At 72.9% G+C, this 6,984-nt stretch carries 6 protein-coding genes; 4 read left to right on the forward strand and 2 right to left on the reverse strand.

The window, feature by feature from the left end:
* Positions 1–265: GntR family transcriptional regulator (locus BN12_RS17155; protein ID WP_048554368.1), on the reverse strand; the 265-nt coding region annotated here is incomplete at its 3' end.
* Between the two features lie 74 nt (positions 266–339).
* On the opposite strand from BN12_RS17155, the gene yczE reads away from it, so the two are divergent.
* From yczE to BN12_RS17175, 4 genes are all read left to right on the forward strand, one after another.
* Entirely contained in the window at positions 340–1,050 is a 711-nt protein-coding gene (gene yczE, locus BN12_RS17160) for a membrane protein YczE (RefSeq protein ID WP_053080218.1), read from the forward strand.
* A 148-nt stretch (positions 1,051–1,198) separates the two neighbouring features.
* Positions 1,199–2,698, forward strand: a complete 1,500-nt coding sequence (locus tag BN12_RS17165; protein ID WP_048554371.1) for an arylsulfatase — start codon at positions 1,199–1,201, stop codon at positions 2,696–2,698.
* Positions 2,695–3,753 carry a formylglycine-generating enzyme family protein gene (locus BN12_RS17170; protein WP_327152666.1) on the forward strand — a complete coding sequence of 353 codons (1,059 nt, stop codon included), beginning with the start codon at positions 2,695–2,697 and terminating at the stop codon, positions 3,751–3,753. Before BN12_RS17165 ends, BN12_RS17170 begins: the two co-directional genes overlap by 4 nt.
* Positions 3,750–4,667, forward strand: a complete 918-nt coding sequence (locus tag BN12_RS17175; RefSeq protein WP_048554373.1) for an HAD family hydrolase — start codon at positions 3,750–3,752, stop codon at positions 4,665–4,667. Before BN12_RS17170 ends, BN12_RS17175 begins: the two co-directional genes overlap by 4 nt.
* Before the next feature lie 203 nt (positions 4,668–4,870).
* Here BN12_RS17175 and BN12_RS17180 read toward each other — a convergent pair whose 3' ends face one another.
* Entirely contained in the window at positions 4,871–6,937 is a 2,067-nt protein-coding gene (locus BN12_RS17180; protein ID WP_048556537.1) for a RecQ family ATP-dependent DNA helicase, read from the reverse strand.
* Positions 6,938–6,984: the final 47 nt, after the last annotated feature.

Genomic DNA, 6,984 nt, shown 5'->3' on the forward strand with positions numbered 1-6,984 from the left:
GGGTCGCCACGCTGCCGGAGCCGGCGCGGGAGGTGAGCCAGCCGCTCTCGCGGAGCACGGCATACGCACGGGTGACCGTCGTCCGGCTCACGCCGAGCGCGCCCGTGAGGGCCCGCTCGCTCGGCAGGCGGGTTCCGGCGGGGATCCGGCCGTCGGCGACGAGGAGGCGCAGCCCGTCCGCGAGCGCCCGGTAGGCCGGCTGGTCGCCGCCGACGACGCCGAGGAGGCTCGCCGTGCGCCCGGCGGACACCGAGGGGATGGTCATGGGGACCGATGGTAGGCCAGTTGTCGTGAACTGGCCATCGACCTACAGGCCAGTTGCCTGTCACGATGGTCCGCATGTCGCCCCTCGCCGTGCTCCGCCGGGCCCGATCGCGTCGTGTGGAGCTCGCCTCGCTCACCCCGTGGCAGCAGCTGCGGGCCGGGCACCTGCCGCGCCGGCTCGTCCAGCTGTTCGTCGGCCTGTGGCTCTACGGGACGGCGATGGGGATGTTCGTCCGCAGCGGCCTCGGCCTCGATCCGTGGGACGTCCTCCACGACGGCCTGCGCCGGCACTGGGGCCTCAGCTTCGGGGCGGTCGTCATCATCGTCGGCTTCGCCGTCCTCTTCCTCTGGATCCCGCTGCGCCAGTGGCCCGGACTCGGCACGGTCGCGAACGCCGTCGTCATCGGCATCGCGACGAACGTGACCCTCGACCTTCTCGCGGCGCCCGACGCCCTCGCCCTGCGGTGGATCCTCCTGCTCGCCGGCATCGTCCTCAACGGCCTCGCCGGCGCCCTCTACATCGGCAGCCAGCTCGGGCCCGGCCCCCGGGACGGGCTGATGACCGGCCTGTCCCGCCGCACCGGCCTGTCGATCCGGCTCGTCCGGACGTCGCTGGAGGTGACGGTCCTCGTCGTCGGCTGGCTGCTGGGCGGCGTCGTCGGGGTCGGGACGATCCTGTATGCCGTCTCGATCGGCCCGCTCGTCCAGCTCTTCCTCCCGATGGTCACCGTCCGCCTGCACGCCTGTGACGCGGCAGGTGCGGGGTTGTCGTGGTCCCCGGGCTGATCCGGCCACGGAAACCCCCCGGGGTTGTCGTGGTCGGGAGAGCGGCCGGCGCGAGTCCATCCGTCGCGGGTGATGCGGGACCCGGATCGATGGCGAGATGATCGGCCCTGACGGCCGGGTCCCCGGCCACATACCTCGAGGAGGAGCCATGGCGGAGCGGCCGAACATCCTGGTCATCTGGGGCGACGACATCGGCATCACGAACCTCAGCTGCTACAGCGACGGGTTGATGGGCTACCGCACGCCGAACATCGACCGCATCGCCGAGGAGGGGGTGCGGTTCACCGACTACTACGGCGAGCAGAGCTGCACGGCCGGTCGGGCCGCCTTCATCACCGGCCAGAACCCCTACCGCACCGGCCTGACGAAGGTCGGCATGCCGGGGGCGGACATCGGTCTTCGCGCCGAGGACCCGACGATCGCGACCGCGCTCAAGGAGCAGGGGTATGCGACGGGTCAGTTCGGCAAGAACCACTTCGGCGACCGCGACGAGTTCCTCCCGACGATGCACGGCTTCGACGAGTTCTTCGGGAACCTCTACCACCTCAACGCGGAGGAGGAGCCGGAGCAGTACGACTACCCGACCGAGGAGGAGCTCCCGGGGTTCCGTGAGCGGTTCGGTCCGCGCGGGGTCATCCGGTCCTGGGCGGAGCCTGGCGGGACCCAGCGGATCGAGGACACCGGACCGCTGACGAAGAAGCGGATGGAGACGTGCGACGAGGAGTTCCGCGACGCCGCCATCGACTTCATGCAGCGCAAGACCGACGAGGACGTGCCGTTCTTCCTCTGGTTCAACTCGACCCACATGCACTTCCGCACGCACGGCAAGCCGGAGAGCAGAGGCCGCGCGGGGCGGTGGCAGTCGGAGTACCACGACACGATGTGCGACCACGACGACATCGTGGGAGACCTCCTCGGCTGCCTCGACGAGCTCGGGATCGCCGACAACACCATCGTCATGTACTCGACCGACAACGGTCCGCACATGAACAGCTGGCCCGACGGCGGGATGACCCCGTTCCGCAACGAGAAGAACTCCAACTGGGAAGGGGCATACCGCGTTCCGTGCGCCGTCCGCTGGCCGGGGCAGATCCCCGCGGGCACCGTCCTCAACGGCATCGTGAGCCACAACGACTGGTTCGTGACGTTCCTCAGCGCCGTCGGGGAGCCAGCCATCGCGGAGAAGCTGCGGGCCGGCACGGAGCTCGCGGGGACGACGTACAAGGTGCACCTCGACGGGCACGACCAGCTCGCATACGTCACCGGGCAGGTCCCCGACAGCCCCCGGAAGCACTTCTTCTACGTCTCCGACGACGGAGACCTCACGGCGCTGCGCTACGACAACTGGAAGGTCGTCTTCATGGAGCAGCGCGCCAGGGGGACGCTCAACGTGTGGCTCGAGCCGTACACGGTGCTCCGGGCGCCCAAGCTGTTCAACCTCCGCACGGACCCCTACGAGCGCGCCGACATCACGTCCAACACGTACTTCGACTGGGTCTTCGACCACGTCTGGCTGTTCATCCCGGCCCAGGCCTACGTCACCCAGATGATCGCGACGCTGCACGAGTTCCCGCCACGCCAGAAGCCGGCGTCCTTCACCATCGACCAGGCCATGGCCAAGCTCCAGGCCGGCATCGGCAGCTCGTGACGCCACCGGACACCGTCGTCCTCGACGGGGGCGTCTTCACCATGGGGTCCGACCGGCACTACCCCGAGGAGGCGCCAGCCCACCCGGTGCGCGTCGACGGGTTCGGCGTGTCGCCCACGCAGGTGACCAATGCCGAGTTCGCCGCCTTCGTGGCGGCGACGGAGTACGTCACGGTCGCCGAGCGGCCGCTCGACCCCGCGGACTTCCCGGGCGCACCGGTGGAGAACCTCGTCCCCGGCTCGATGGTGTTCGTCGGCACGCCCGGCCCCGTCGACCTGCGTCACCTGAGCCAGTGGTGGCGCTGGACCCCCGGCGCCTCGTGGCGGGCCCCCCTCGGCCCGGGCTCCTCGGTCGACGGGCTCGGTGACCACCCCGTCGTCCACGTCGCCCACGAGGATGCCGTCGCGTATGCCACGTGGTGCGGGGCGCGACTGCCCACCGAGGCGGAGTGGGAGCTCGCCGCGCGGGGCGGCCTCGACGCAGCGGCCTTCACGTGGGGGGAGCAGCCGCGCCCGGACGGCCGGATCATGGCCAACGTGTGGGACGGCCCGGACTTTCCGTGGCGCTCGACCGGGGAGTCCGGGTGGCTGCGGACCTCACCGGTCGGGTCCTTCCCCGCCAACGGCTACGGCCTGTTCGACATGGCGGGGAACGTCTGGGAGTGGACTGCCGACTACTGGACGGCCCGCCATCCCGAGCCCGCGGGGCACGCGTGCTGCGTGCCCCACAACCCGCGCGGCGGCGAGGCCGCGACGAGCCAGGACGAGCGGCAGCCGCAGTTCCGCGTCCCTCGTCGGGTCATCAAGGGCGGCTCCCACCTGTGTGCCGACACCTACTGCCTCCGGTACCGACCGGCGGCGCGGCGCCCGCAGCCGGAGGACACCGGGATGAGTCATGTCGGCTTCCGGTGCTTCTACGACGCCGGATCCGGCGGGCCCGGTGGCTCCGTCGGCGGTGGTCTCGGCGCCGGGGTCGCGTCCGGCGACGAGACCGGTGCGCCCCCGTCCGGTATGCCGCGGGACGCCGCCGCCCGATCCGACGAGGCCCGCGCGTGAGCCGCATCCTGCCGTCGTGGCGGCCGGGCAGGACGCGCGAGGCGATCGTCGCCTTCCTCGAGGCGGCGGGTTCCCTCCCCGTGGAGGACCGTGTCGCCTTCTTCGACAACGACGGCACCCTGTGGTGCGAGCGGCCGCGGTACGTGCAGCTGGACTTCTTCCTCGACACCCTGCGGTCGCGGGTGACGGCCGACCCGGGGCTGCGCGACCGACCCGAGTTCGCGGCCCTGCTGGACGGGGACGCCGGGCAGGTCGCCGCGCTCGGACTGCCGCGCATCGCCCTGGCCCTCGCCTCGCTCTTCGAGGGGATGAGCCCGGAGGAGTTCGCGGCCGCCGCGCGAGCCTTCCTCCGGGGAGCGGTGTCCGGGCGGTATCGCCCGGCGAGCACCCTGGTCTACCAGCCGATGCTCGAGCTCATCGCGCAGCTGCGTCGCCTCGACTTCACTGTCGGTATCGTGACGGGCGGTGGCGCCGACTTCCTCCGGGCGGTGAGCCAGGAGCTCTACGGCGTGCCGCCGGAGCTCGTCGTGGGGAGCCTCATCGAGTACGACGTGACGACCGACGCCAGGGGGGCCACGCAGCTGCGCAGGACCGCCCGGCTCCTCGGCGCGGCCAACGAGGGGCCGGCGAAGGTGAGCAACATCCAGGCGCAGCTCGGGCGTCGCCCGCTGCTCGCGGCGGGCAACTCCGCGGGGGACCTGGAGATGCTCCAGTGGGCGGCGAGCGGCCCCGGCCCCGGTCTCGCCCTGCTCGTCGACCACGACGACGCCGAGCGGGAGCACGCCTACGAGAGCCGAGCGGAGACGGTCGCGAACGCCGAGCCCATCGCCGAGGTCGCGGCCCGCTCGGGCTGGACGGTCGTCAGCATGGCGACGGACTGGGAGTCGGTGTTCCCTTCGTCCCCGGCTGGATGACGGCGCTCGATCGGCCGGTTCCGGGCGCCTGCGCCACGGCATTGGAGTGCCGGATCGGATGCCTGGGTGTGACCGATCTCCGGGGTCCATCCGCAGCGCCGGAGTCCGACGGCGCGAGCGGGCGAGTGTCCGATCGGGGCCGGAAGGCATGCTGGACGCAGGGCCTGCTTCGTCCGGGCGGTGTCGTAGCGACCGGGCCACGCTCAGCTGTCGAGGAGGAGCGCGAACGGGAGGACGGCCTCCGCCCCGGCGAGCCGCAGCTCGCGGGCCGCGACGGTCAGCGTCCATCGGGAGTGGACGACGTCGTCGACGAGGAGGACCGGCCCTCGAGCGCCCGCGACGGCGGCGGCCACGGCCGGTTCCACGGCCAGCCGGTCCCAGACCGAGGCGAGGCGGAAGGCGCTGTTGCCGCCGGGCTCGCCCTCCGGCCCGCCGTGCCGCGGCTCGAGGCTGCCGAGGAACGGCAGCCGGCCGATCTCGGCGATCCCCTCTGCGAGCGACCCGACGAGGGCCGGACGTCTCCGTGACGGCATCGCGACGACCCCGACGGGCCGGTGCGTCCAGCCCCACGCCGCGAGGGTGGCGACACAGGCCCGCAGCACCTCCGGCGGGACGGCCGAGTCCTCCCTGAGGAGGGCCTGCAACCGCTGCCCCCAACCGAGGTCGCTCGACCGGGCGACGGCGCGTCCCTCGAGGGCCAGCTCGTCGGCCGGTATGCGGCCCTTCACCGGGACGCCGAGGCGATCCATCCCCGTCGGCCACTGGGCCCTCGGCTCGACGACGGCGCCCACGCGCTCCAGCCGCTCGCGGGCGGTCCCGAGCGCGGCGGGCGGGATGTCGGTCGAGAACCACGGGCCGGCACACCGGTCGCAGCGTCCGCAGTCGGCCGCGGTCGCGTCGTCGAGCGACTCCTGGAGGAACCGCATCCGGCAGCCCGTCGTCGCCTCGTAGTCGAGCATGTGCTGCTGCTCGGCCCGGCGGGTGGCGGCGACCGCGGCATACCGCTCGGCGTCGTAGACCCACCGCTCGCCCGTCGCACGCCACCCGCCGGTGACCCGTTCGACGGCCCCGTCGACGTCGAGGACCTTGAGGAGCAGCTCCAGGCGCGTGCGGCGGATGTCGACGATGGTCTCCAGGGCTGCGGTGGACAGCGGGCGGGTGGCCTCCGAGAGGGCGCGGATGACCGCGGCGGCCTGGTCCTCGCGGGGCATGCTCGCGGAGGCGAACCACTGCCAGATGTCCCGGTCCTCAGGTCCGGGAAGGAGGAGGACGTCAGCGCGGTCGGTGGCTCGCCCGGCCCGGCCGACCTGCTGGTAGTAGGCGACCGGGGACGACGGTGCGCCGACGTGGACGACGAAGCCGAGATCCGGCTTGTCGAACCCCATCCCGAGCGCGCTCGTCGCAATGAGGGCCTTGACCTCGTTGTCGCGGAGCGCCCGCTCGAGCTCCTCGCGCTCCGCCGGGTCGGTTCGGCCCGTGTAGGCGCGGACGGCGTGCCCGGCCTCCGCGAGGGCGCGGGCCACGTCCTCGGCTCCGGCGACGGTCAGGGCATACACGATGCCGCTCCCGGGCAGGTCGGACAGGTGGGCGATGAGCCAACCGAGGCGCTGCTCGGGGGCGGCCTGGGGAAGCACCCCGAGCCGGAGTGACTCCCGGGCCAGCCCGCCCCGCAGCGTAAGGACCTCGTGGTCGCCCGCGCCGAGCTGGGCGACGACGTCGGTGACGACCCGGGCGTTGGCCGTCGCCGTCGTCGCGAGGACCGGCACGTCGGCCGGCAGCGTGCCGAGCAGATCCCGGATCCGGCGGTAGTCGGGCCGGAAATCGTGGCCCCAGTCGCTGATGCAGTGGGCCTCGTCGACGACGAGCAACCCGGCCCGCCGGGTGAGGTCGGGCAGCTGCTCGGCCCGGAACCGCGGGTTGTTGAGGCGCTCGGGGCTGACGAGGAGGACATCGACGGCGTCGTCGGCGAGGGAGGCTGCCACCCCGCCCCATTCCTCGGCGTTGCCCGAGTTCATCGTCACCGCCCGGATGCCGGCCCGGCGGGCTGCGGCGATCTGGTCGCGCATGAGCGCCAGGAGGGGCGAGACGATGATCGTCGGTCCGGCCCCCTCGGCGCGGCGCAGCGCGGTCGCGACGAAGTAGACCGCCGACTTGCCCCATCCCGTGCGCTGGACGACGAGGACCCGCCGGCGTTGCTCGACGAGCTCGCGGACCGCCTCGAGCTGCCCGTCGCGGAAGCCCGCGTCGGGTCGGCCGACGAGGCGGCGCAGGGCGGTGAGCGCCGCGTCGTCGACCCTCGCGCCGGGCGGGGCGCCGG

The organism is Nostocoides japonicum T1-X7 (assembly GCF_001046855.1).
GTDB classification, from domain to species: domain Bacteria; phylum Actinomycetota; class Actinomycetes; order Actinomycetales; family Dermatophilaceae; genus Nostocoides; species Nostocoides japonicum.

Excerpts from the sequence above, each read along its gene's own strand:
- yczE (WP_053080218.1), top strand. The coding sequence starts at position 340 with ATGTCGCCCCTCGCCGTGCTCCGCCGGGCCCGATCGCGTCGTGTGGAG.
- BN12_RS17165 (WP_048554371.1), top strand. The coding sequence starts at position 1,199 with ATGGCGGAGCGGCCGAACATCCTGGTCATCTGGGGCGACGACATCGGC.